The organism is Pseudomonas sp. LG1D9 (assembly GCF_002949995.1).
Taxonomy (GTDB): Bacteria; Pseudomonadota; Gammaproteobacteria; order Pseudomonadales; family Pseudomonadaceae; genus Aquipseudomonas; species Aquipseudomonas proteolytica.
Map to the genome: position 1 here is coordinate 1239418 of NZ_CP026881.1, position 22048 is coordinate 1261465.

At 61.3% G+C, this 22048-nt stretch carries 18 protein-coding genes; 12 read left to right on the top strand and 6 right to left on the bottom strand.

The genetic code is table 11. The annotated features are described in order from the left end of the window. Window positions 1-114 precede the first annotated feature (114 nt). The 7 genes from gap to C5F71_RS06080 all read left to right on the top strand — a co-directional run bounded on the left by gap (window position 115) and on the right by C5F71_RS06080 (window position 9135). On the top strand, window positions 115-1116 hold the full coding sequence (gap, locus tag C5F71_RS06050; RefSeq protein ID WP_104910803.1) for a type I glyceraldehyde-3-phosphate dehydrogenase: 1002 nt from the start codon (window positions 115-117) through the stop codon (window positions 1114-1116). Between the two features lie 196 nt (window positions 1117-1312). Beyond that, a complete protein-coding gene (locus C5F71_RS06055) occupies window positions 1313-1831 on the top strand; it encodes an RNA polymerase sigma factor (protein WP_029295413.1) in 519 nt (172 codons plus the stop codon). 82 nt (window positions 1832-1913) lie between these two features. Then, window positions 1914-2882 carry a FecR domain-containing protein gene (locus C5F71_RS06060; RefSeq protein ID WP_070994454.1) on the top strand — a complete coding sequence of 323 codons (969 nt, stop codon included), beginning with the start codon at window positions 1914-1916 and terminating at the stop codon, window positions 2880-2882. Window positions 2883-2997: 115 nt separating this feature from the next. Further along, window positions 2998-5565, top strand: a complete 2568-nt coding sequence (locus C5F71_RS06065) for a TonB-dependent receptor (protein ID WP_104910804.1) — start codon at window positions 2998-3000, stop codon at window positions 5563-5565. A gap of 127 nt (window positions 5566-5692) precedes the next feature. After that, window positions 5693-6301, top strand: a complete 609-nt coding sequence (locus C5F71_RS06070) for a biliverdin-producing heme oxygenase (RefSeq protein WP_104910805.1) — start codon at window positions 5693-5695, stop codon at window positions 6299-6301. 166 nt (window positions 6302-6467) lie between these two features. Then, complete coding sequence (locus C5F71_RS06075) at window positions 6468-6872, top strand: YbaN family protein (RefSeq protein WP_070994457.1); 405 nt, start codon at window positions 6468-6470, stop codon at window positions 6870-6872. 124 nt (window positions 6873-6996) lie between these two features. Next, window positions 6997-9135 (top strand): methyl-accepting chemotaxis protein, encoded by a 2139-nt coding sequence (locus C5F71_RS06080; RefSeq protein WP_104910806.1) that lies wholly within the window; start codon window positions 6997-6999, stop codon window positions 9133-9135. Between the two features lie 126 nt (window positions 9136-9261). Here the strand turns inward: C5F71_RS06080 and C5F71_RS06090 are convergent, their stop codons facing one another. After that, on the bottom strand, window positions 9262-9825 hold the full coding sequence (locus C5F71_RS06090) for a nitroreductase family protein (protein WP_029295398.1): 564 nt from the start codon (window positions 9823-9825) through the stop codon (window positions 9262-9264). A 148-nt stretch (window positions 9826-9973) separates the two neighbouring features. Here C5F71_RS06090 and C5F71_RS06095 point away from each other — a divergent pair, with 148 nt between their 5' ends. The 5 genes from C5F71_RS06095 (at window position 9974) to C5F71_RS06115 (ending at window position 17935) form a co-directional block, all read left to right on the top strand. Then, window positions 9974-11404, top strand: a complete 1431-nt coding sequence (locus C5F71_RS06095; RefSeq protein ID WP_070994459.1) for a di-heme oxidoredictase family protein — start codon at window positions 9974-9976, stop codon at window positions 11402-11404. A gap of 31 nt (window positions 11405-11435) precedes the next feature. Continuing rightward, window positions 11436-12500, top strand: a complete 1065-nt coding sequence (locus tag C5F71_RS06100) for an imelysin family protein (RefSeq protein WP_029295394.1) — start codon at window positions 11436-11438, stop codon at window positions 12498-12500. A gap of 2 nt (window positions 12501-12502) precedes the next feature. Continuing rightward, on the top strand, window positions 12503-13600 hold the full coding sequence (locus C5F71_RS06105) for a DUF1513 domain-containing protein (RefSeq protein ID WP_029295392.1): 1098 nt from the start codon (window positions 12503-12505) through the stop codon (window positions 13598-13600). 135 nt (window positions 13601-13735) lie between these two features. Continuing rightward, window positions 13736-14899 carry an efflux RND transporter periplasmic adaptor subunit gene (locus C5F71_RS06110; RefSeq protein WP_104910808.1) on the top strand — a complete coding sequence of 388 codons (1164 nt, stop codon included), beginning with the start codon at window positions 13736-13738 and terminating at the stop codon, window positions 14897-14899. A 3-nt stretch (window positions 14900-14902) separates the two neighbouring features. Beyond that, window positions 14903-17935, top strand: coding sequence for a multidrug efflux RND transporter permease subunit (locus C5F71_RS06115; RefSeq protein ID WP_029295388.1), 3033 nt, complete (start codon window positions 14903-14905; stop codon window positions 17933-17935). A gap of 221 nt (window positions 17936-18156) precedes the next feature. On the opposite strand, the gene C5F71_RS29240 is transcribed toward C5F71_RS06115, so the two are convergent. The 5 genes from C5F71_RS29240 to colR form a co-directional block, all read right to left on the bottom strand. Continuing rightward, window positions 18157-18384, bottom strand: a complete 228-nt coding sequence (locus tag C5F71_RS29240) for a hypothetical protein (RefSeq protein ID WP_029295386.1) — start codon at window positions 18382-18384, stop codon at window positions 18157-18159. Further along, window positions 18384-19100 (bottom strand): lipopolysaccharide kinase InaA family protein, encoded by a 717-nt coding sequence (locus C5F71_RS06125; protein ID WP_070994462.1) that lies wholly within the window; start codon window positions 19098-19100, stop codon window positions 18384-18386. The genes C5F71_RS29240 and C5F71_RS06125 overlap by 1 nt, the downstream gene beginning before the upstream one ends. 4 nt (window positions 19101-19104) lie before the next feature. Then, the gene (locus C5F71_RS06130) at window positions 19105-19785 is read right to left on the bottom strand and encodes a class I SAM-dependent methyltransferase (protein WP_029295381.1); all 681 of its coding nucleotides are present in this window, start codon (window positions 19783-19785) and stop codon (window positions 19105-19107) included. Window positions 19786-19972: 187 nt separating this feature from the next. Next, window positions 19973-21253: a HAMP domain-containing sensor histidine kinase gene (locus C5F71_RS06135; RefSeq protein ID WP_029295380.1), complete on the bottom strand. Its 1281-nt coding sequence runs from the start codon at window positions 21251-21253 to the stop codon at window positions 19973-19975. Then, entirely contained in the window at window positions 21243-21926 is a 684-nt protein-coding gene (gene colR, locus C5F71_RS06140) for a two-component system response regulator ColR (protein WP_029295378.1), read from the bottom strand. Before colR ends, C5F71_RS06135 begins: the two co-directional genes overlap by 11 nt. Window positions 21927-22048: the final 122 nt, after the last annotated feature.

A 22048-nucleotide genomic window follows, 5' to 3' on the forward strand; every position in this document is an offset into this window, starting at 1 on the left:
TTCAGGTCACTCGTTGTAGATTGAACAAAATATTGCCACTAAAAAGGCTTGTTTTCTATTTTTATGCGAATAATCTTGTAATTCTTACAACAAATCGACGACAGGCGCTTTCAAATGACTCTTCGAATTGCAATCAATGGTTTTGGCCGCATTGGCCGCAACGTCCTGCGCGCACTTTATACCCAAGGCTACCGCCAGGATTTGCAGATCGTCGCCATCAACGATCTGGGCGACAGTTCGATCAATGCCCATCTGCTCAAATACGACACCGTCCATGGCACTTTCGATGCAGAGGTCGCTCACGATCAGGAAAGCCTGACCGTCAATGGCGACCGGATTGCCGTCAGTGCCATTCGCAACCCCGCCGACCTGCCGTGGGCTGCACACAAGATCGACGTGGTGTTCGAATGCACCGGCCTGTTCACCGATCGTGACAAGGCTGCCGCCCATATTAGCGCCGGTGCGCGCAAGGTGATCATCTCTGCCCCGGCCAAGGGCGCGGATGCGACCGTGGTCTACGGGGTGAACCATGACATTTTGCGTCAATCGCACCAGATCATCTCCAATGCGTCCTGCACCACCAACTGCCTGGCGCCTGTCGCCCAGGTGCTGCACCGCGAGCTGGGCATTGAAAGCGGCCTGATGACCACCATCCACGCCTACACCAATGACCAGAACCTGACCGACGTCTACCACACCGACCCGTACCGCGCCCGTTCGGCCACGCAGAACATGATCCCAAGCAAGACCGGCGCCGCCGACGCGGTGGGCCTGGTACTCCCGGAACTGGCAGGCAAGCTGACCGGCATGGCGGTGCGGGTGCCGGTGATCAACGTGTCGCTGGTGGACCTGACCGTGCAATTGAAAAAAGAAGCCACGGCCGATGAGGTCAACGCGCTGCTCAAGGAAGCCAGCCAACACTCGAAAATCCTCGGTTACAACACCTTGCCGCTGGTTTCCAGTGACTTCAACCATAACCCGCTGTCGTCGATCTTCGACGCCAACCACACCAAGTCCAGCGGCAAGCTGCTCAAGGTATTGGCCTGGTACGACAACGAATGGGGCTTCTCCAACCGCATGCTGGATAACTGCCTGGCGCTGTGTAACGCCGAATAACCCCCTGTGGGAGCTGGCTTGTGTGGGAGCTGGCTTGCCTGCGATGCAGACGGCGCGGTGTATCTGCCGCCACCCAGTGATGCAATCGCAGGCAAGCCAGCTCCTACAGGGCTTTGTGCAAGCTCATACATTCGCTACTTGCCATTTGCGTTGATGATAAGCATTATCATTAACTGCCTATCGGTCTGGTACCCCCGTGAGCCTATCTCGCTTCAATCAAGTCTTCCTCAGCCAACGGCTGGTGCTGCTGCGAACCCTGCAGCGGATGGTGAACAACCCCAGCACCGCCGAGGACCTGTTGCAGGAAACCTACCTGCGCGTGACGCGGGCCCTCAGCGAACGACCGATTGATCACCTCGAACCTTTCGTGTTCCAGACCGCGCGCAACCTGGCTCTGGATCATCTGCGCTCGCGCAGGATCCAGTCCCGCACCTTGCAGGAAGATGTCCCGATGGACGTTCTGCAAAGCGTCGCCTCCCCAGTCACCACCCCTGAAGATGCCGCCCACGCCGAGCAATTGCTGGAGCACCTGAGCGTCAGCCTCGGGCAGTTGAGTGCCCGTCAGCAGCAGATCTTTATCCTCAGCCGCCTGCACGGCTGCAGCTATCAAGAGATCGCCGACCAGTTGCAAGTGTCCTTGAGCACCGTGCAAAAGGAACTGAAGTTGATCATGGCCATCTGCATAGGTGTGGCCGAACGACTCGATCACCCTTAAGCTTTGTCGGGACAAGCCGACAGAAATGTCGCAAAAATACGCAAGACACTGAATAAAACGTGGCGAAGACCCGAGGAACACCGTGACGGACCCGAACAAACTGCATCCCCATGAGCTGGCTCATGAGGTGTTGCAACATGCGGCTATGGACCAAGCCCTCGACTGGCTGATCGCGTTGCAGTGCCCGCAGCCTGGGCAGCAAGCCGAGTTCCAGGCCTGGTTGGATGCCGACCCGAGTCACGCTCAAGCCTTCGCCAAGGCCCAGGCCGCCTGGGGCGGTGCGCCCGTGCACAGCGCCGCCGTGGCCCTCAATGCACCACGCAAGCCCAGCGCCTGGCGGCGGATCAAGCCGCACTGGAAGCCCTTGGCCACAGCGGCGGTGCTGCTGCTCGGGCTGTTCAGCTTCAGCAACCTGCCGGTACGCCTGCAAGCCGACCATTTGACCGTGGTCGGTGAGCGCCAGCGCTTGCAACTGGATGACGGCTCCAAGGTATTGCTCAATACCAATTCGGCGTTTTCCAGCACCATCGACGAGCATCAGCGCATTGCCCGCCTGTATCAGGGCGAGGCGTTTTTCGAAGTCGCCGCCAACCGCGGCCTGCCCCTGCAAATCGACGCCGGCCCGGTGCGCGCCAGCGTCAGCGATACGGCATTTGCCGTGCGCTACCTCAACGGTGAGGCGCAGGTCCAGGTGCAACGCGGGGATGTCGACCTGAGCACCACCTTCGGCAACAACCGGGTGCGCCTGAGTGCCGGCGAGAGCATCCGCGTCGGCCCCAAGGGCTTCGGCCAACCAGCCAAGCTCGATGCCACCAAGGAACTGGCGTGGGTCCAGGGCCGGTTGATCTTTGAAAACTGCCCGATGAGCGAGGTGCTGGCTGAGCTGCGGCGCTATTACCCGGGCTGGATCGTCAATACCAATGAGCAATTGGCCAGCGTCGCCGTGACCGGCAATTACCGCCTGGACCAGCCGCTGGACGTGGTGCGCTCCCTGGCCCACATCACCTCCGCCAAGCTCTCGGAGTTCCCGGCGCTAGTCATTCTCAACTGAGAATAATTATTTTTACTCGATAGCCCCTGCTGGTACGTCTCGTCTTAGCCAATGCAACTGATTCCTATTTGATTCAGGCTCGCAACTATAAGACTCGTCCCTCGGAGCGCTCTCGATGTCCTCTCGTTTCAACCGCCGGTCCTCTTCGCCCACGCTGTGCCTGCTGACCGCCGCCATCCTGCTGGCCGGCAGCCCGGTGCTCACGGCCAATGCGGCCGAACCCGCTGCGCGCAGCCACGCCAATTACACTTTCAGCATCGAGCAGCAACCCCTGGTATCGGCACTCAACGCCTTTACCGCCGTCACCGGCTGGCAGATCGGCCTGCCCGCCGAACTGGGCCAAGGGGTTTCCTCCCCCGGCGCGCGCGGTTCGCTGACCCCGGAAAAGGCCCTGGACCGGCTGTTGGTGGGGACCAACCTGAACTACCGCAAACTGGGCAATAACAACATCGTCCTGGAAAAGCGCACGGTGGGGAGTGCCATCACCCTGCAACAAATGACCATCAGCGCCACCCGCACGGAACAGGCGGTCGATAGCGTGCCCAGCACCGTCAGCGTGCATGAGCGCGAGGAACTGGACCGCCAGAACGTCAACACCATCCGCGAACTGGTGCGCTACGAGCCCGGTGTCTCGGTGGGCGGTGCAGGCACCCGCTCCGGTAATTCGGGCTACAACATCCGTGGTATCGACGGTGACCGCATCCTCACCCAGGTGGACGGCGTAGAAGTCCCGGACAACTTCTTCAACGGCCCGTACGCCAAGACCCGTCGCAACTATGTCGACCCGGAAATCGTCAAACGCGTGGAAATCATCCGCGGCCCGGCCTCGGCCCTGTACGGCAGCAGCGCCATCGGCGGCGCCGTCAGCTACTTCACCCTCGACCCGGACGACATCATCAAGCCCGGCCAGGACGTTGGCGCGCGCCTGAAGACCGGCTACAGCTCGGCCGACGAAAGCTGGCTGACCTCCGGCACCGTCGCCGGGCGCGTGCAGGACTTCGATGGCTTGTTGCACCTGAGCCAGCGCAATGGCCATGAGATGGAATCCTACGACGGCAACAACGCCACCGGCCTGGCCCGTACCGGCGCCAACCCGGAAGACGTGCGCACCACCAACGTGCTGGCCAAGCTGGGCTGGAACTATGGCGAAGACAACCGCCTGGGCCTGACCTACGAGAAGTACAAGGACGACCGCGACATCAACCAGAAAAGCGCGGTGGGTGGGCTTTTCCTTCAAGGTCAAGGCATGAACTTCTATCGTGACCGTCGCGGTAACGACACCATCACCCGCGAGCGTTTTGGCCTGGAAAACAAGTTTGCACTCGACGCCCCGTTTGCCGATCACATCAAGACCAGCCTCAACTACCAGATAGCCAAGACCGACCAGTCCACCGCCGAGATCTATCAGGTGGGCCGTCGCGTGCTGCGTACCCGTGACACTCTCTACGAAGAAAAACAGTGGGTGTTCGACGCCCAACTGGACAAAGCCTTCGCCATCGGCGACACCGATCATGTCGTGACCTATGGCACCACGATCAAGCAACAGAAAGTCACCGGTTCGCGCGAAGGCGCGGCGACATGCCTGGCTGTCGGTGCCGGCTGTACGGCCATCGGTGCCCCAAGCCCAACGCCCAGCGACAGCGTGAAAAAAGCCAGCGACTTCCCTGACCCAACCATCAACAGCTACGCGCTGTTCGCCCAGGATCAGATCAGCTGGAATGACTGGACCTTCCTGCCCAGCCTGCGCTACGACTACATCCAGCTCAAACCCAAGCTGACCGAAGAGTTCCTCAACACCACCGACCCGGAACGCAAGTTTCCCCACGACGACGCGAATAAAACCTGGCACCGCTTCTCGCCGAAACTCGGCGTGACCTACGCGTTTACCGAGCAATACACCTGGTTCGGCCAGTACGCCGAAGGTTTCCGCACACCATCGGCCAAAGCGTTGTACGGCCGTTTTGAAAACCTGGGTGAAGGCTATGTCGTCGAACCCAACTCCAACCTCAAGCCGGAAACCAGCAAAAGCTATGAAACCGGGATTCGTGGCAATTTCGACGCCGGTAATTTCGACGTCGCGGTGTTCTACAACAAGTACCGCGACTTCATCGACGAAGACAACGCCGCGCTGGGCCCGTCTGGCACCATCTTCCAGCCAGGCAACATCAAGCGCGCCACCATCAAGGGCATGGAAGTCAAAGGCCGCTTGAACCTGGACGCCTTCGGCGCACCGCAAGGCCTGTACACCAAAGGCGCGATTGCGTACGCCCACGGTCGCAATGACGAAACCGGCCAGCCGCTGAACAGCGTCAACCCGCTCAAGGGTGTGTTTGGCCTGGGCTACGACCAGGATAACTACGGTGCGCTGGTCAGTTGGACTCTGGTCAAGCAACAGAATCGAGTGGACAGCACCACCTTCTTTGCACCGGACGGCATCACCGCCAACGGCCCGTTCAAGACCCCGGGCTTTGGCATCGTCGACCTGACGGGTTTCTACAAAGTCACCAACGATCTGACCGTCAACGGCGGCCTGTACAACCTGACCGACAAGAAATACTGGAACTGGGATGACGTGCGCAGCTACGACGGTGTGGGTGAAGCCGGCGTGACCTCGCCGGCCAGCCTGGACCGGCTGACCCAGCCCGGTCGCAACTTCGCGATCAACCTGATCTGGGACATCTGATCCCTGCAACCCCACCCCGCCGGATTTATCGCCAGCGGGGTGAGGTTTTTTTACTGTGACGCGTCTTCTTGTTCGTCTAGTAATAACAGCCTGGCAATAAGGCGCTTTTCCTTCTCAAGGACATCCCATGACCGCTTCCACCACCGCAGAACGTGCAAGCCTGCGCTCCCAGCGCCTGAACCAGATCACCAACGAGCCACACACCAAGCTCGACGCACTGGTCAAGGCCCACGCCCCGTTCGAAACCCAGGCCAACTTCGCCCGTTTTGTCGTCGCCCAGTACCTGTTCCAGTCGGAACTGGTGGCGCTGTACAACGATCCCGAGCTGATCAAGCTGTTCCCGGACCTGGCCGAGCGCTGCCGCGCCGAAGCCGCCAAACTTGACCTGGCCGACCTGGAAACCGAAGTACCCGCCCCTGTGGCCGGTGCCGTGCAGAACCCGAGCAAGGCCCAAGCCCTGGGCTGGCTGTTCGTGTCCGAAGGTTCCAAGCTTGGCGCTGCGTTCCTGATCAAGCGCGCCGTCGGCCTGGGCCTGAGCGAAACCTTCGGTGCCCGCCACCTGGGCGAACCAGCCGGTGGCCGTGCCGAAGGCTGGAAGAGCTTCACCCGTACCCTCGACGGCCTGGAACTGAGCGCCGAAGAAGAAGCGGCAGCGGAAAAAGGTGCGGTGGATGCATTCGTACGCTTCACCGTGTTGCTGGAACAGGCGTACGCTAGCGCCCCAGAACTGGCCTGATCCCCTGCTTGTGTGGGAGCTGGCTTGCCTGCGATAGCATCGCCTCGGTTCAACTGATACACCGAGGCGGCTGCATCGCAGGCAAGCCAGCTCCCACACAGGCCAGCCTCTACATATTGATCGCACTGCACTTTCAGATTTTTCGCACCCCATACAAATCGTACCTATGACCGGCACAACCCAATCCTCCTCCAAACTCGCCCGAATCCTGTTCGGCCTGCTGGCCTACGTCAGCCTGGGGATCGGCTTGATTGCGATTGTCGTGCCGGGCCTGCCCACCACCGAATTCATCCTGCTGGCTGCCTGGGCTGCCACCAAGAGTTCGCCACGCCTGAGTGCCTGGCTGGAAAACCACCGCCTGTTCGGGCCGATCCTGTTCAACTGGCGCAACGGCAAGATCATTGCGCGCCGGGCCAAGGTCAGCGCCACCGTGAGCATGCTGCTGTGTGCCGGCCTGATGCTGGTGATGCTCGATCACGGCTGGCCGATCTACCTGGCCATCGCCGGGATGAGCCTGGGCAACCTGTGGATCTGGTCACGCCCCGAACGTCTCGCGCAAACCGCGACCTGAGCGCTACCGCTGATCGCCTGCCCCTCATGAATTACCCGCCGGTGCCGATGTTGCGGGCATAGCGCCGAATGGACTTGGCCGTTGCCCTGCTTGCACACCAACAAGTCCAATCGCGAGTAAGCCCATGTTCGACACCCTCTCCATCCGCTTGAAAATCGTGCTGCTGTCTGGCCTCTGCCTGTTGGGGGTGATTGCATTGATCGTCAGCCTGAACATCTACCAGACCAACCAGAACGACCAACTCGTCAGCGCCTCCAGCTCGCGCATGCTCACCACCAGCGTGGAGAACCTGCTCCAGTCCAAGGCCGCCGAGCAAGCCGTGCAGCTACAGAAAGCCTTCGGCGAAAACCTGTTGGTGGTCACCGCCCTCGCCGACCAGGTCAAGGACTTGCGCAACATGGCCGCCAAGCGCTCGCTGGAAGCCGGGGCCGTGCGCGAGGAGCTCAACCAGCGGATCAAGACCGCCTTCGAGCGCAATACCAAGGTGCTGGGGATCTGGTTGTCGTTTGAACCCAACGGCCTGGATGGCAGGGACAGCGAATTTGTCGACGACAAACTGCGCGCTTCCAACGAAGTCGGACGCTTTTCCAGCTACTGGAGCCGCGCCGGCGGTGAAGGCCTGAACACGGTGATGGTGGAAGCGGACCTGACCAAGACCACCCTCAACCTTAGCGGTACGCCCTACAACATCTGGTACACCTGCCCACGGGATACCCGCAACGTTTGCCTGCTGGACCCGTACGCCGACGAAGTCGCCGGCAAGGCGATGCTGATGACCACTATCTCGCTGCCGCTGCTGGCAGATGGCAAGGTGATTGGTGTGATCGGCGTCGATATTGCGCTGGACGCCCTGCAAGCGGCGGCCAATACCGCGCAAAAAGAATTGTTCGATGGCGCGGGGATCATGGAAATCCTCTCCAGCAGCGGCCTGATCGCCAGTTACAGCGGTGAGCCGGACAAGGTCGGCAAAAGCATCGTTGATGTGCTGGGTGGCGAAGGCAAAGAGATCGTGCAACTGCTGGCCAGTGACACGCGCAAGGTGCGCGAGCAAGACGACACGATCCGCGCGGTGTACCCAGTCAAGCCGATTGCCGAGGCCAAGCCCTGGGGCGTGGTGATCAAGCTACCCAAGGACGTGCTGCTGGCCGATTCGGTCAAGTTGCAAGGCGTGCTCCACGACGCCCAGGCCCGAGGCACACTGCAAGCGCTGCTGGTGGGCGCCGCAGCCGGCCTGCTGGGTCTGTTGCTGATATGGCTGACGGCCACAGGCGTGACTCGCCCGATCAACAGCGTGGCAGCGATGCTCAAGGACATTGCCAGCGGCGACGGCGACCTGACCCAACGCCTGGCCTACACGAAAAAAGATGAACTGGGGGAGTTGGTCAGTTGGTTCAACCGCTTCCTCGACAAGCTGCAACCGACCATTGCCCAGATCAAGCAGAGCATCACCGAAGCCCGAGGCACTGCCGATCAATCCTCGGAAATTGCGCGCCAGACCAGTGAAGGCATGCAGGTGCAGTTCCGCGAGATCGACCAGGTGGCAACCGCCTCCAACGAGATGAGCGCCACCGCCCATGATGTGGCCAACAGCGCCTCTAACGCTGCCAGTGCAGCTCGCGGCGCCGATCAGTCAGCCCGCGAGGGCCTGGCGATCATCGAACGCAGCACCCGCGATATCACCACCCTTGCCGAGGAAGTCAGCAAGGCCGTGACCGAAGTTGAAGCCCTGGCGGTCAACAGCGAGCAGATCGGCTCGGTGCTGGAAGTGATCCGCAGCATTGCCGAGCAGACCAACCTGCTGGCCCTCAACGCCGCAATTGAAGCCGCGCGCGCCGGGGAAAGCGGGCGGGGTTTTGCGGTGGTCGCAGACGAAGTGCGCAACCTGGCGCGACGCACCCAGGATTCGGTGGAGGAAATCCGCCTGGTGATCGAACGCATCCAGAGCGCGACCCGTGGGGTGGTGACCACCATGCATTCGAGCCAGAGCCAGGCGCAGAGCAATGCCGGGCAGATCCAACAAGCCGTACAGGCCCTGGGCAAGATCAGTGATGCGGTGACGGTGATCAGCGACATGAACCTGCAAATCGCCAGCGCCGCCGAAGAACAGAGCGCCGTGGCCGAAGAGGTCAACCGCAATGTCTCGGCGATCCGTACCGTGACCGAGACCCTGACCGGCCAGGCGACAGAATCAGCGGCGATCAGCAGCCAGTTGAATGCATTGGCCAACCAGCAGATGAAACTGATGGATCAGTTCCGGGTGTAGACCCAAATACCCATGGGGGAGCTGGCTTATGTGGGAGCTGGCTTGCCTGCGATAGCATCACCTCTGTTTCACTGAAGCACCGAGGCATCTGTATCGCAGGCAAGCCAGCTCCCACACAGTGTGAGGTTAGAGCCCGGTCCAGGCACTGACAAACGCGGTGAGGTCTTCCTTTGCCGCCGTACGCGGCGGGTTCTGCGCGGTACCCAGATACAGGAAGCCAATCACCTCCTCACCCGCGCCCAGCCCCAACCCCTTGGCCACATGCGCCGAATACGACAACTCCCCGGTGCGCCACACTGCGCCAATCCCCTGGGCATAGGCCGCCAGCAGAATACCGTGGGCCGCACAGGCCGCCGCCAGCAGTTGCTCGGACTTGGGCACCTTGAAGTGTTCTTGCAGACGGGCAATCACCACCACCACCAACGGTGCACGCAACGGGCCGTTCTGTGCCTTGTCGATCACCGCTTGCGGTGCTGCGGGGTCTTGCAGGCGGGCCGCTTCGGCCAGCAGGGTGCCCATCTGCTCGCGGGCCGGGCCTTCCACGGTGAGAAAACGCCAAGGCCGCAACTGGCCATGATCCGGCGCACGCATGGCTGCCGCGAACAGCACTTCGCGCTGTTCGGCAGTCGGCGCCGGCTCCAGCAGGCGCGGCACGGAAACACGGTTGAGCAAAGCGTCGAGAGCCTGCATTGGCCACCTCCAGGAAAAATGTGCGGCCATTCTAGCGGGAATGCATCAGATTGGAGCAAACGATAATTGCTCTTATTCAATCCGCCCCGCCCTGTTAGACTTTGCCCCCTGAATTTCATCCACCGTCGCCCGTCTTCCAGGATTATCGATGCCCCGTTTGCTTCTTCGCCTGTCTGCACTCTTGGTGGCCGTGAGCCTGAGTGCCTGCGATGACGCCGCGCCGCCGACGTTTACCCAGGCCGAGCCGGGTGAGGCGCGTTCGGGAGGCAGCACGACGGTAAGGAAGACAGACCAGAATGCCTTTTCGCTGCCTTCAGCGAACCTGGCGCCGACCCGTCGCCTGGACTTCAGCGTCGGCAACAGCTTTTTCCGCAATCCGTGGGTGATCGCCCCGGCCACTACCACCGCCCGCGATGGGCTGGGGCCGCTGTTCAACACCAATGCCTGCCAGAACTGCCACATCAAGGACGGGCGCGGCCATCCGCCCTTGCCCGAGGCCAGCAATGCGGTGTCGATGTTGGTACGTCTGTCGATCCCGGATTCGCCGCCCTATGCCAAGGTCATCGAGCAACTGGGTATCGTCCCCGAGCCGGTGTACGGCGGGCAGTTGCAGGACATGGCCGTGCCCGGCGTAGTCCCGGAAGGCAAGGTGCGGGTCGACTACACGCCGGTCAACGTCACATTCAAGGACGGCACAGTGGTCGAGTTGCGCAAGCCGAGCCTGCAGATTACCCAGCTCGGCTACGGGGCGATGCACCCCGATACGCGGTTTTCCGCCCGCGTGGCTCCGCCGATGATCGGCCTGGGTTTGCTCGAAGCCATCAGCGACGCAGACATCCTGCAAAACGCCAGCAAACGCCCGGACAAAAACGGCGTGTTCGGCCGCCCGAACTGGGTCTGGGATGATGCCCGACAAAAAACCGTGCTCGGCCGTTTCGGCTGGAAAGCCGGGCAACCGAACCTCAATCAACAAAATGTTCACGCGTTTTCGGGTGACATGGGCCTGACGACCAGCCTGCGCCCCTTCGATGACTGCACCGACGCACAGGTTGCCTGTAAGCAGGCGCCCAACGGCAACGGCGAAAATGGCGAGCAGGAAGTCAGCGATAACATCCTGCGCCTGGTGCTGTTCTATACCCGCAACCTGGCCGTACCGGCGCGCCGTGATGTCAACGAACAACAAGTGCTGGCCGGCAAGAACCTGTTCTTCCAGGCTGGCTGCCAGTCGTGCCATACGCCGAAATTCACCACCGCAGCCAACGCCGCTGAACCTGAGCTGGCCAACCAAGTGATCCGCCCCTACACCGACCTGTTGCTGCACGATATGGGCGAGGGCCTGGCCGATAACCGTACCGAATTCAAGGCCGGTGGCCGCGACTGGCGCACGCCGCCGTTGTGGGGCATCGGCCTGACGCAAAACGTCAGTGGCCACACCCAGTTCCTGCATGACGGCCGCGCCCGCAACCTGCTTGAAGCCGTGCTGTGGCACGGCGGTGAAGCCCAGGCGGCGCAGCAGCATGTGTTGTCATTTAGCGCCGAGCAGCGCGCCGCGTTGCTCGCGTTCCTGAATTCTCTATAAGCTTTGCCCCAATTAATGAAGGGAGCTCGACATGTTCCGTCCCAAGTTGTTGTTCACCAGCCTTGCCGCCCTCGCCCTGGGCGCTTGCTCGCCACAGGATCCGCAAGCGGTTACTTCGGCCGCCATCGCCAAGCAAGTGATCCTGCCGACCTACAGCCGTTGGGTCGAAGCTGACCGGCAACTGGCCGTCAGCGCCCTGGCTTACTGCCAAGGCAAGGAATCCCTGGAAACCGCCCGCGCCGACTTCCTCCACGCGCAAAAAGCCTGGGCCGAGTTGCAACCGCTGCTGATCGGCCCGCTGGCCGAGGGCAATCGTGCCTGGCAGGTGCAGTTCTGGCCCGACAAGAAAAACCTCGTCGGCCGCCAGGTCGAGCAACTGGCCACCGCCCAGCCGCAGATCGATGCCGCCGCCCTGGCCAAGTCCAGCGTCGTGGTGCAAGGCCTGTCGGCCTACGAATACATCCTGTATGACGCCAAGACCGACATCGCCAACGACGCCCAGAAAGCCCGCTACTGCCCGCTGCTGATCGCCATCGGCGAGCGTCAGAAACAACTCGCCGAGGAAATCCTCGCCAGTTGGAACAGCACCGACGGCATGCTCGCGCAGATGACCAAGTTCCCCAACCAGCGCTACGCCGATTCCCACGAAGCCATCGCCGAACTGCTGCGCGTGCAGGTCACGGCCCTCGACACCCTGAAGAAAAAGCTCGGCACGCCCATGGGTCGCCTGTCCAAGGGCATCCCCCAGCCGTTCCAGGCCGATGCATGGCGCAGCCAGTCGTCCCTGCAAGGCTTGCGAGCCAGCCTCGCGGCGGCCCAGACCGTATGGGTCGGGGTCGACAATAAAGGCCTGCGCGGTCTGCTGCCCGCCGACCAGAAGCCGTTGGCCGAGAAGGTCGATGCGGCCTACGCTGCTTCCCTGAAACTGTTCGACAGCAACCAGCGCTCGCTCAACGACCTGCTGGCCGACGACGCCGGGCGCCAGCAACTCAACGATATCTACGACAGCCTCAACGTCGTCCACCGCCTGCACGAAGGCGAATTGGCCAAGGCGCTGGGCATCCAACTGGGCTTCAACGCCAACGACGGTGACTGATGATGCTCAGGCGACAGGCTTTGGCCATCGGCAGCGTGCTGCTCAGTGCAATTACTCTGGGCGGCTGGACGCTGTTCAAGCGCAAGGGCGACAGCCCACTGCTGCTGTCGGCCCGGGATGATGGCGACGGCAAGCACTACGCCGTGGGCTATCGCCTGGATGGCACCCAGGTGTTCGCCACCCAGGTCGGCCAGCGCTGCCACGACATCATCAACCACCCGACCCTGCCCATCGCCCTGTTCGTGGCCCGCCGCCCAGGCACCGAGAGCTACCTGGTGGACCTGCGCGACGGCACGCTCCTGCAAACCGTGACGTCCCAGGCCAACCGGCACTTCTACGGCCATGCGGTGATCCACAAGAGCGGCGACTGGCTGTACGCCACCGAAAACGACACCACCGACCCGGGTCGCGGCCTGTTGGGCGTGTACAAGTTCGAAGGTGAGCGCCTGGTGCACACGGGTGAGATTTCAACCCACGGCATCGGCCCGCACCAGGTGTCGTGGATGCCCGACGGTGAAACCCTGATCGTGGCCAATGGCGGTATTCGCACCGAGGCCGAGAGCCGGGTCGAGATGAACCTCGACGCCATGGAGCCCAGCCTGGTGCTGATGCAGCGCGACGGTACGCTGTTGAGCAAGGAAACCCTCGGCCAGCAGATGAACAGCGTGCGCCATATGGGGATCGCCAGCGATGGCACGATCCTCACCGGGCAACAGTTCATGGGGCCTTCGCAGGAGCGTTCCGAGCTGTTGGCGATCAAGCGTCCGGGCCAGCCGTTCGTGGCGTTCCCGGTGGCCGACGAGCAATTGCAGGCCATGGGGCACTACACCGCCAGCGTCGCCGTGCACAGTGAGTTGCGCCTGGTGGCACTGACCGCACCACGGGGCAATCGCTTTTTTATCTGGGACATGGACAGCGGCGAGCTGCGCCTGGACGGGCCGTTGCCCGACTGCGCCGGCGTGGGTGCAGTGGCGGATGGGTTTGTCGTGACTTCAGGCCAGGGCCGCTGCCGCTTCTACGATTGTCGGCAGCCACAACTGGTGGCCAAGCCCCTGGAATTGCCGGCGGGGCTCTGGGACAACCATCTGCATCTGATCTGATCGCAGGCGCCGGCTTGCCGGCGCCTACAGGGGGGCTGACGGCAAAAAATGCCAGTTGGAATCCCCCAGGCACTCGGAGTAATGTGCCAAATCGTTCGTCTTCGTCTGCCTCAGTTTTTTCCAAGGAACCGGAATATGCTGCGTCGTCGCATGCTGATCATGTTGGCCGTTGCCCTGCTAATCGTCCTGCTGTTGGCGGGCTATAAGGCCTTTTCCATCTATCAGCAGATCCAGGTCTTTTCCGCGCCCAAACCACCGATCAGCGTGGCGGTGGCCACGGCGGTCGAACAGCCCTGGCAACAGCGCCTGCCGGCGGTGGGTACACTCAAGGCGTTACAAGGGGTGAACCTCGCCCTGGAGATTGCCGGCACCGTCAAGAACGTGCAGTTCGAGTCCGGGCAAAAGGTCAAGGCCGGGCAACCGCTGGTGCAACTGGACAGCGCAGTGGAAGACGCCCTGCTGCAAACTGCCCAGGCCGACCTCGGCCTGGCCCAGCTCGACTACGGGCGCGGCAGCCAACTGGTGGGCAGCCAGGCGATCTCCAAGGGCGAGTTCGACCGACTCTCGGCGCAACTGCAAAAAAACAAGGCCACGGTCAACCAGCTCAAGGCGTCCCTGGCCAAGAAACACATCGTCGCGCCATTCAGCGGCACCATTGGCATTCGCCAGGTGGATGTCGGCGACTATCTGGCCAGCGGCACGGTGATCGCCACCTTGCAGGACCTGAGCAGCCTCTACGTGGACTTCTATGTGCCCGAACAATCGGTGCCCAAGCTGGCGGTCGGCCAGGAGATACAGGTGCATGTCTCGGCCTACCCGACACTGACCTTCCCCGGCACCCTCAGCGCCATCAACCCCAAAGTCGAAAGCAGCACCCGTAACGTACTGGTGCGGGCAACCCTGGCCAACCCGGATAACAAACTGCTGCCGGGCATGTTCAGCAGCCTGCAAGTGCTGCTGCCCGATCCGCAGGCACAGGTGGTGATACCGGAAAGTGCGATCACCTACACCCTCTACGGCAACTCGGCCTATGTGGTGGCGCAGAAGAAGAGCGAAGACGGCAGCCTCGAAAAGGATGCCAACGGTCAACCGGTATTGATCGCCGAACGGCGCTTTATCGAGACCGGCGAACGACGCGATGGCCTGGTGCTGGTGACCAAGGGCCTGATCAGTGGCGAGCAAGTGGTCAGCGCCGGCCAACTCAAGCTCGACACCGGCGCGCATATTGCTATCACCGCAGACAAAAACCTGCCGGCCACTCCTGGCCAACCTCCGCGCAACGACGGTTCAAGGAACTGAGCCATGGCGTTTACCGACACGTTTATCCGCCGTCCGGTGCTGGCCATGGTGGTCAGCTTGCTGATCGTGCTGTTGGGTTTCCAGGCCTACAGCAAACTACCGTTGCGCCAATACCCGTCCATGGAAAATGCGCTGATCACGGTGACCACCGCTTACCCGGGGGCCAATGCCGAGACCATCCAGGGCTACATCACACAGCCATTGCAGCAAAGCCTGGCGAGCGCCGAAGGCATCGACTACATGACCTCGGTCAGTCGCCAGAACTTCTCGGTGATTTCCATCTATGCGCGGATCGGCGCCAACAGCGACCGCCTGTTCACCGAACTGTTGGCCAAGGCCAACGAGGTGAAGAACAAGCTGCCGCAAGACGCTGAAGATCCGGTATTGAGCAAAGAGGCCGCAGATGCGTCGGCCCTGATGTACATCAGCTTCTCCAGCCAACAACTGAGCAACCCGCAGATCACCGACTACCTGTCGCGGGTGATCCAGCCCAAGTTGGCGACCCTGCCTGGCATGGCCGAAGCCGAGATCCTCGGCAATCAGGTATTTGCCATGCGCCTGTGGCTGGACCCGGTCAAGCTCGCGGGTTTCGGCCTGAGCGCCGGCGACGTGACCAATGCCGTGCGCAACTACAACTTTCTCTCTGCCGCCGGTGAAGTGAAAGGCGAGTATGTGGTCACCAGCATCAATGCCAACACCGACCTCAAGACCGCCGAAGCCTTCGCTGCCATCACCGTGAAGACCGATGGCGACAGCCGGGTGCTGCTCGGCGACGTGGCCCGGGTGGAAATGGGCGCGGAAAACTACAACGCCATCAGCTCCTTTGGCGGCACGCCCTCGGTGTATATCGGCATCAAGGCCACGCCCAGCGCCAACCCGCTGGATGTGATCAAAGAGGTGCGCAAGATCATGCCGGAGCTGGAATCCCAGCTGCCGCCCAACCTCAAGGCAGAAATTGCCTACGACGCCACGCTGTTTATCCAGGCGTCCATCAACGAGGTGGTCAAGACCCTGTTTGAAGCGGTGCTGATCGTGATCGTCGTGGTGTTCCTGTTTCTCGGGGCGCTGCGCTCGGTGGTGATCCCGGTGGTTACCATTCCGCTGTCGATGATTGGCGTGCTGTTTTTCATGCAACTGATGGGCTACTCCATCAACCTGCTGACGCTGCTGGCTATGGTTCTGGCCATCGGCCTGGTGGTGGACGATGCGATTGTGGTGGTGGAAAACATCCACCGCCATATCGAAGACGGCAAGAAACCACTGGACGCCGCCCTGGAAGGCGCGCGGGAGATTGCGGTGCCGGTGGTGTCGATGACCATCACCCTGGCGGCGGTGTATGCGCCCATCGGCTTCCTGGAGGGGCTGACCGGGGCCCTGTTCAAGGAGTTCGCCCTGACCCTGGCCGGGGCGGTGGTGATTTCCGGTATCGTCGCCCTGACCCTGTCGCCGATGATGTGCGCCCTGCTGTTGCGCCACGACGAAAACCCCAGCGGCCTGGCCCATCGCCTGGACCGGATCTTCGAAGGCCTCAAGCGCCGCTACCAGAGCCTGTTGCACGGCACCTTGAACACCCGGCCGGTGGTGATCGTGTTTGCCCTGATCGTGCTGTGCCTGATCCCGGTGTTCCTCAAGTTCACCCAGTCGCAACTGGCCCCGGACGAAGACCAGGGCATTATCTTCATGATGGCCAGCGCGCCGCAGCCGACCAACCTGGACTACCTGAACACCTACACCGACGAGTTCATCGCGATCTTCAAGGACTTCCCGGAGTACTACTCCTCGTTCCAGATCAATGGCTTCAATGGCGTGCAATCGGGTATCGGCGGCTTCCTGCTCAAGCCGTGGAACGAGCGCGAGCGCACCCAGATGCAAATCCTGCCGGAGGTGCAAAAGCGCCTGGAGCAGATTCCGGGCTTGCAGGTATTTGGCTTCAACCTGCCATCGCTGCCGGGCACTGGCGAGGGCCTGCCTTTTGGTTTTGTGATCAACACGCCCAATGACTATGAGTCATTGCTGCAAGTGGCCGATCGTGTGAAAAAGCGCGCCATGGAGTCGGGCAAGTTCGCCTTCGTGGATATCGACCTGGCGTTCGACAAACCCGAGGTGGTGGTGGATATCGACCGTGCCAAGGCGGCGCAGATGGGCGTCTCGATGCAGGACCTGGGCAGCACCCTGGCGACTTTGCTGGCGGAAGCGGAAATCAACCGGTTCACCATTGATGGCCGCAGCTACAAGGTCATCGCCCAAGTCGAGCGGGCCTACCGGGACAACCCCGAATGGCTGAACAATTACTACGTGAAAAACACCCAGGGCGAACTGCTGCCGCTGTCGACCCTGATCAGCGTCAGCGACCGCGCACGGCCGCGTCAACTGAACCAGTTCCAGCAACTCAACTCGGCGCTGATCTCGGGCTTTCCGATTGTCAGCATGGGCGAAGCCATCGACACCGTGCGCCAGATCGCCCTCGAAGAAACCCCGGCCGGCTACGCCTTCGACTACAGCGGCGCCTCGCGCCAGTTCATCCAGGAAGGCAGCGCACTGTGGGTCACCTTTGGCCTGGCACTGGCGATCATCTTCCTGGTACTGGCGGCGCAGTTCGAGAGCTTCCGTGACCCGCTGGTGATACTGGTGACAGTGCCGCTGTCGATCTGTGGGGCGTTGATCCCGTTGTTCCTCGGTTGGTCGAGCATGAACATCTACACCCAGGTGGGATTGGTGACGTTGATCGGGCTGATCAGCAAGCACGGGATTCTGATCGTCGAGTTTGCCAACCAGTTGCGCAAGGACAAGGGGCTGACAGCCCGCGAAGCAGTGGAAGAAGCGGCAGCGATTCGCCTGCGCCCGGTATTGATGACCACGGCAGCGATGGTGTTTGGCATGGTGCCGTTGATCTTTGCCACCGGGGCCGGGGCGGTCAGCCGGTTTGATATCGGGATGGTGATTGCCACGGGGATGTCGGTGGGCACCTTGTTTACTTTGTTTGTATTGCCGTGTGTGTATACGTTGCTGGCCAAGCGTGATCCCTTGGCGGATTGAGTACCTATCCATTTGTGCGTACTTGTGGCGAGGGGGCTAGTCCCCCGTTGGGCTGCGAAGCAGCCCCAAAGCCTGTCACCTCGGCGTATCTGATCAGCCGCAGTGGAGCTTAAAGATTGGGGCTGCTTCGCAGCCCAACGGGGGACTAGCCCCCTCCCCACAAGTACGCACAAAACAAAAGGCCTCGCTATGCGAGGCCTTTTATCTGGGGGTCAATCTCTTCAACTCGCAGGCCTCATCCCTTGGGACATCCCGAACATAAACAGCAAAAGCTGATGGTCAGGCTGCGTAACCCCCGTGGTTTTGGCGATCCGTGGTAGCGGGCATTGCCCGCCACTGTGCACCGCGCTGAGGACTTCTGTGCGGGGCTGCTCCCAGGCAGCTAGGGCCAGGGAGGCGATGCCCAAGGCCCCCAATAGAAACAAACCTCGTGCTATTTCTAGCTTCATTAGGTTAAACCCTTGATAGCGCTGCCAAACGCCGCTTCGTAAAAGTAGCTGAGTTTTTGCCAGTCAGCGGCATTCCACGACGAATGGCGACGCAATTGCTGCATGTCATGGGCTGCGGCCCGTCGGGCGGTCAAACGCTGGCGGCACTTTTCCAGGTCCAGCAGCGCCACTTCGACCGTCGCGCCCTCTCCCGCACCGCTGACCCGCACAAAAATATGCTTGCTGTACAAGCAGCCATGCTGCCAACGCCCTTTGTGCATGCGCGCCAGGGTTTGCGCCAGTTCATCAAGCAGCCGCTCATGCACCAGTTCCCCGCATTGCTTGCGGCCACCGGCGGCGTACCAGTTGTCGATTTCCTCGAAACCATCCAATGACGCCGTCACCAACAAGGCCTTCCATTGATGTTCAGGGTCACGTCGGGCGCCACAGAACACCAGCTCCGGAACGCCGACATCGAGCAAACGCAGGCCCCTGAGCGCATCACGCTCACGCAGCACCGTAGGCCGCCCGAAGGGGTGCAGCCAGCTGCGATAGGTATGGCCGGTCTGACGTTTGCTGTAGAGCAGCCGCCCATTGGTCCCGATTACCCGCTGCACGCCGCTTTCGCCACCTCGACGACGATTGGGTGCCTCGACCCACTCGCCCTGCTGCCGCCAGAAATATTCGAACCGCTCTTCGGGAGCTACGTGACTGCCTGCTACGTACTCAACCACCATCCTGCTACCTCTTGCGCAATACATACACTCGCCACATGGCATACAGCGGTATGAAGTCCAAATACTCCTGGACGCGGAAACCAGCTTGCTCAAACTCAGCCTCAACAGTAGCAGCCGGTAACACAAATCGATTTCGGTAACTCTCCTGCTCACTTTTGTTGCGGCGCTGCACTTCCAGGCGCTTGCGTTTCCAGGCCTTGAAGTTGCCATCCACCCACAATGAAATGATCACGCTGTCGCGGGTAACTCGTTGAAATTCCTTCAATATCGCCATTCGGTGGGCAGGCTCGCCGATGTGGTGCAACAGGCGCATGCAAAAAATGCTGTCCACGGCGCTGTCTGGCAAATCGATATCAAAGGCAGATGTCTGCAAGGGTCGTACCTGCTTGACCACATCCGCCGGTTGCGCCCCCATGGCGATGTTCAGCATGGACTCGGAATTGTCCGCACCGATAACGATCCGGTTGGGCTTTTCTGTGAGTAACGGCCAGAAACGCCCGGCGCCGCACGGCAAGTCCAATACCAGGCCAGGCTCACCGGCCATCGCCAGCGCACCACGGGCCAATTGTTCGTCGCGTTTATGGGACAGCCGGCGCGCCAACGTGTCCTGGTGTTTGAGCAAATATTGCTGAGCGTGGCGGTCGTCGTACTTTGCGGAAAATTCAAGCTTGATCGGAGTAGCCATCAACGAGTCTCCTGGACTGATGCCTACGACTTTAAGCAGCCGCACGTCATCCACAGGTCAACCCTTTGTGAAAAAAACGTCCCGTCTAACCCTAAAGAATTACAAAGTTTTACAGGAAAAAAAGCATGGCATGAAGCCATCTTCGTCGAACAGCAGGGAGTCTGCCCAGGATAGGGGCAGGAAGGGATCAAGGTTTGACGTGGCTCAATTCAACATGGAAACGGCAGCCGCTAGGCTCCATGGTGCTGAGGCTGACCACCCAGCCCTGGTTATCGCAGATCCTCTGCACCAGCGACAAACCCAAGCCCAGGCCATCGCCGCGTTTTTCATTACCGCGCACAAAGGGCTCGAACATCGCTTCGCGCTTGTCCTCGGGGATGCCCACGCCGGTGTCTTCCACCACAAACCCCGTGGGTTCCAGGGTCAGGCGGATAAAGCCCTGCTCCGTGTAGTGCAGGGCGTTGCGCAACAGGTTCCCCATCACCGCATGCAAAAAGGTGGCGTTGTAGCGGATATCGAGGGGGTTGCCCGGCTGGTAGAACAGCTCGATGCCCTTGCGTTCGATGGGTTCACGCCAGATCCCCAGCAAGTCCTCCGCGACCTGGGCCAGGGTGACTTGGGGTGACATGGTGGTGTCGTCATGCTGGGCGCGGGCGAGCATCAGGAAGGTCTGCACCAGTTCGCGCATTTCCTCGCAGGCCCGGGCGATGCGCTCGACCTGTTTGCGCCCCCGTGAATCAATGGCCGGGTTTTCCAGCAACAGTTCGCAGGAGCTGGCCAGCACCATCAGTGGCGTCCGCAGTTCATGGCTGACATCACTGGTAAACAGGCGCTCACGGGTCAGCGCCTGGCGCAGGCGGCCCAGGGTGGCGTCGAAGGCCACTGCCAGCTCGCCCACTTCGTCGGCGGCATAGTCCGGGGCCAACGGCGGGGCCAGGCCCAGCAGTTGGTCACGATGACGCACCTGGCGCGCCAGGCGCACCACCGGAGCCATCACCTTGCGGGCCAGGACCCAGCCGAGGAATACCGCCAGCGCCAGGCTGAGGACAAACCCCACCAGCACCACCGCAAACAGCACACGCTCACGCTCTTCGAAATCGCTCTGGTCTTGCAGTAGGACATAACGCCGGCCGTCGACGATCTCAACCATGGCATGGTAGGACAGTGCTTCGCGAAACACTTCGTGAAAGCCCGCATCCAGATGCCGCAAGTCCTTGGGCAGCTCAAAATCGCCGCGCCCGCCGCTGAAGTAGAACAACTGGTCCGGCTCGGGCCGGTGGCGCCAGTCTTCGACACTGTCCATCAGCAGCAAGCGTTGCAAGTCGCCGCCCAGGCCCGCCGAAATCAGTTTTTCTTCCACCAGGTGCACCGTGGCGACGATGCCCATGGCAAAGGCCCCCGCCACCAGCGCGCTCATCAGCGCAAAGGCGATGATGATCCGCTGGGCAAGGCTTTGCTTAAACTCCATCACGGCCCTCGGCCAAGCGATAACCCACGCCATGCACGGTTTGCAGCAATGGTTTGGCAAATGGCTTGTCGATCACCTGGCGCAGTTGGTGGACATGGCTGCGCAGGCTGTCGCTGTCCGGGCAGTCATCGCCCCACAGGGCTTCTTCCAACACTTCGCGACGCAGGACGTGAGGGCTTTTCTGCATCAGCACGGCGAGCAATTTCAGGCCGACCGGGTTGAGCTTGAGCAAACGCCCTTCGCGGGTCACTTCCAGGGTATCGAGGTCGTAGGACAGATCGCCGACTTGCAGCTCACGCCGCCCGCCGCCCTGGGCCCGGCGCAGCACCGCTTCGATGCGTGCAGCCAACTCCGATAGGGCAAACGGCTTGAGCAGATAGTCGTCGGCACCTGACTTGAAACCTTGCAGGCGGTCGTCCAATTGATCGCGGGCGGTGAGCATGATCACCGGCGTATCGCGACGCGCATCTTCACGCAGGCGTTTGCACAAGGTGTAGCCATCAATGCCGGGCAGCATGATATCGAGCACGATCAGGTCGTAATGCTCGGTGGCGGCCAGATGCAGGCCCGACAAACCGTCCTGCGCACAGTCCACGGTATAACCCTTGAGCCCCAGGTAATCCGCCAGGTTGGCCAGAATATCGCGGTTGTCTTCAACCAATAAAATTCGCATGGGCAGTGTCTCCGTACGCGGTAACGGCCGTGTTGGCTCGCGCAGCTTAAGGCCAAGTATGGCTTACCGCTAGGCCTGAACGAGCAACCGATTACTGTTTTCAACCGATTAAGCAGCTTAAC

What these genes read in the sequence shown, in the direction of transcription:
- C5F71_RS06110 (WP_104910808.1), top strand. Translation starts at nt 13,736, where the DNA reads ATGCTGCGTCGTCGCATGCTGATCATGTTGGCCGTTGCCCTGCTAATC.
- C5F71_RS06070 (WP_104910805.1), top strand. Translation starts at nt 5,693, where the DNA reads ATGACCGCTTCCACCACCGCAGAACGTGCAAGCCTGCGCTCCCAGCGC.
- C5F71_RS29240 (WP_029295386.1), bottom strand. Translation starts at nt 18,384, where the DNA reads ATGAAGCTAGAAATAGCACGAGGTTTGTTTCTATTGGGGGCCTTGGGC.
- C5F71_RS06115 (WP_029295388.1), top strand. Translation starts at nt 14,903, where the DNA reads ATGGCGTTTACCGACACGTTTATCCGCCGTCCGGTGCTGGCCATGGTG.
- C5F71_RS06065 (WP_104910804.1), top strand. Translation starts at nt 2,998, where the DNA reads ATGTCCTCTCGTTTCAACCGCCGGTCCTCTTCGCCCACGCTGTGCCTG.
- C5F71_RS06130 (WP_029295381.1), bottom strand. Translation starts at nt 19,785, where the DNA reads ATGGCTACTCCGATCAAGCTTGAATTTTCCGCAAAGTACGACGACCGC.
- C5F71_RS06080 (WP_104910806.1), top strand. Translation starts at nt 6,997, where the DNA reads ATGTTCGACACCCTCTCCATCCGCTTGAAAATCGTGCTGCTGTCTGGC.
- C5F71_RS06100 (WP_029295394.1), top strand. Translation starts at nt 11,436, where the DNA reads ATGTTCCGTCCCAAGTTGTTGTTCACCAGCCTTGCCGCCCTCGCCCTG.
- C5F71_RS06075 (WP_070994457.1), top strand. Translation starts at nt 6,468, where the DNA reads ATGACCGGCACAACCCAATCCTCCTCCAAACTCGCCCGAATCCTGTTC.
- C5F71_RS06105 (WP_029295392.1), top strand. Translation starts at nt 12,503, where the DNA reads ATGCTCAGGCGACAGGCTTTGGCCATCGGCAGCGTGCTGCTCAGTGCA.
- colR (WP_029295378.1), bottom strand. Translation starts at nt 21,926, where the DNA reads ATGCGAATTTTATTGGTTGAAGACAACCGCGATATTCTGGCCAACCTG.
- C5F71_RS06095 (WP_070994459.1), top strand. Translation starts at nt 9,974, where the DNA reads ATGCCCCGTTTGCTTCTTCGCCTGTCTGCACTCTTGGTGGCCGTGAGC.
- C5F71_RS06090 (WP_029295398.1), bottom strand. Translation starts at nt 9,825, where the DNA reads ATGCAGGCTCTCGACGCTTTGCTCAACCGTGTTTCCGTGCCGCGCCTG.
- C5F71_RS06135 (WP_029295380.1), bottom strand. Translation starts at nt 21,253, where the DNA reads ATGGAGTTTAAGCAAAGCCTTGCCCAGCGGATCATCATCGCCTTTGCG.
- C5F71_RS06125 (WP_070994462.1), bottom strand. Translation starts at nt 19,100, where the DNA reads ATGGTGGTTGAGTACGTAGCAGGCAGTCACGTAGCTCCCGAAGAGCGG.
- gap (WP_104910803.1), top strand. Translation starts at nt 115, where the DNA reads ATGACTCTTCGAATTGCAATCAATGGTTTTGGCCGCATTGGCCGCAAC.